General features: G+C 73.7%; 3 protein-coding genes. All 3 read right to left on the bottom strand.

Annotation, left to right across the window (positions count from 1 at the left end; translation table 11 throughout):
- Positions 1 to 100: 100 nt before the first annotated feature.
- Positions 101 to 364 carry a hypothetical protein gene (locus ACFU99_RS42605; protein WP_384403879.1) on the bottom strand — a complete coding sequence of 88 codons (264 nt, stop codon included), beginning with the start codon at positions 362 to 364 and terminating at the stop codon, positions 101 to 103.
- A complete protein-coding gene (locus tag ACFU99_RS42600) occupies positions 361 to 666 on the bottom strand; it encodes a hypothetical protein (RefSeq protein WP_384403876.1) in 306 nt (101 codons plus the stop codon). The genes ACFU99_RS42605 and ACFU99_RS42600 overlap by 4 nt, the downstream gene beginning before the upstream one ends.
- A gap of 62 nt (positions 667 to 728) precedes the next feature.
- The gene (locus ACFU99_RS42595; RefSeq protein ID WP_384403873.1) at positions 729 to 1757 is read right to left on the bottom strand and encodes a peptidoglycan-binding protein; all 1029 of its coding nucleotides are present in this window, start codon (positions 1755 to 1757) and stop codon (positions 729 to 731) included.
- Positions 1758 to 1774 lie beyond the last annotated feature (17 nt).

The following is a 1774-nucleotide window of genomic DNA, read 5'->3' as shown; positions in this document are numbered from 1 at the left end:
TCCGGTGACGTGCGCCGCCGACGGCTCCGGGCCGGCGGGGCGAACCGGGTGGTTCGCCCCGCCGGGCGGCTTCGCCGGAGGGCCGGGGCGGCCGGTCCGGTCAGCGCGACGCCAGTTGCCAGATGGGCAGGGCGAGCCCGACCACCGCGGTCAGCGTGGCGATGCTGGCCAGGGGCCAGCGGGCACGCTCCAGGGCGTCGAGGCGTGCCTCGTGGTCCGACAGCTGCCGGTCGCTCTGGTCGCTGCGCTGGACCAGCAGCGCCAGCGAGCCGTCGACCCGGGTGAAGCCCGCCTCCATCGAGCCGCGCAGCCGCTCCAGTTCGAGAGCGACCGCGGCCGTGTCATAGGGAGCGGGGTCGTTCACGCGCGCCCCCGGTCGTCGCTTTCGGCGGACGTGCCGAGTACGGCGGGTGCGGCGGTTTCAGCGGGCGCGGCGGATACGGCAGGCGCGCTCTCGGGGGAGGTGCGCAGCCAGCCCGGGAGCAGGGCCTGGACGGCGGGCAGTGCCATCACCCGGGCCAGCCCGCCGGCCACGGCGAGCGCCCCGGCGACCCAGGGCAGGCTGGCCGGGAGACCCGCCGCGTCGACGATGGCGGGCAGCGCGAGGGCGAGACCGACGGCGGTCTGCAGGACGGTGCGCAGGGTGCGCTTGGCGGCTTCGGACATAGGTAGGTCCTTGGGGTCTGCGGTTCGGTGAATCAGCGGAACTGTGGGGGCCATCGGGTGGCTCAGGCGGTGTACGGGACCTTCAGCGCGTCCCACTGCCTGCGGCCCGGCCACCCGTCGCAGAACTCGGGGGCGTCGCCGAGCTTGCGCTGCCACTTGCGGAAGGACTCCCGGTCGGCGGCGGACCACTGCGGGCCGGGCCCGTCCTCGTACGCGGAGCAGCCCTCGGCGACCAGGCGGCGGCCCATGGCGGTGATCAGCGGCGATCGGGGGGAGCTCCGGAAGAAGTCCTCGCCGGGGAAGGGCGCGTAGCGCGGGGTGTCGGCGCCGGGGATCTTCAGGGTCTGCCCGGCCTGGATGCGGTTCGGGTCGGTGATGCCGTTGAGGGCCATCAGGATCTCGACGGTGGTGTGGAACGCGGCGGCGATGGAGGAGAGGGTGTCGCCGGGCCGCACGGTGTAGGTGTCCGGCTCCGCGGAGCCGTCGCCGCCGGAGGGCTCGCCCTTGAGGCGGCCGGCGACGCGCGAGCGCATGTCGGCCATGCTGAAGCCGCGCGGGTCGATCTTGTTGTTGGTCCACTCCTTGTGGCCGATGACGCTGGCCGAACTCCAGCCGTGCGCGCGGCAGACGGCGGCGGAGACCCGCTCGATGGCCGCGAGCTGGGCGGCCGGCCAGGGGTCGGCGCCGTCGCCGAGGTTGACGCACTCGAAGCCGTAGAAGCGGGTGTTCCCGTCGGTGTCGTTGACGGTCGGACGGGGCAGGGCGCTCTCGCGGATGACGGCGTTCAGGACGGAGCCGTCGCCCTTGCCCGCGTGGTTGGCGCGGCCGTTGCCGACGAGGTGCACGGTGCCGTCCTTGGCGATGACGCCGTGGCACAGCGGGCCGGGCAGCTCGTCATAGCCGTTGAAGCACATCTCCACGGAGGACTCGGTGCCGCTGGTGACGGTGTGGTGAATGATCACGCCGTTGACCGGGCCCCAGGGGCCCTTGTGGTTGCGGTTGTGGGTGCGCCAGCCGGAGTGCTCGACGACGCGTACGCCTTCGGCCTTCAGGGCGGCGACCAGGACGTCCGCGGTGAGGGGTGTTGCCATGTGGGTGCCTCCAGGGC

The organism is Streptomyces sp. NPDC057654 (assembly GCF_042800135.1).
Lineage (GTDB): Bacteria > Actinomycetota > Actinomycetes > Streptomycetales > Streptomycetaceae > Streptomyces.
Note: the sequence above shows the minus strand (reverse complement) of the source record. Positions and strands in the feature narration are given on the sequence as shown.

What these genes read in the sequence shown, in the direction of transcription:
- ACFU99_RS42600 (WP_384403876.1), bottom strand. Translation starts at nt 666, where the DNA reads ATGTCCGAAGCCGCCAAGCGCACCCTGCGCACCGTCCTGCAGACCGCC.
- ACFU99_RS42595 (WP_384403873.1), bottom strand. Translation starts at nt 1,757, where the DNA reads ATGGCAACACCCCTCACCGCGGACGTCCTGGTCGCCGCCCTGAAGGCC.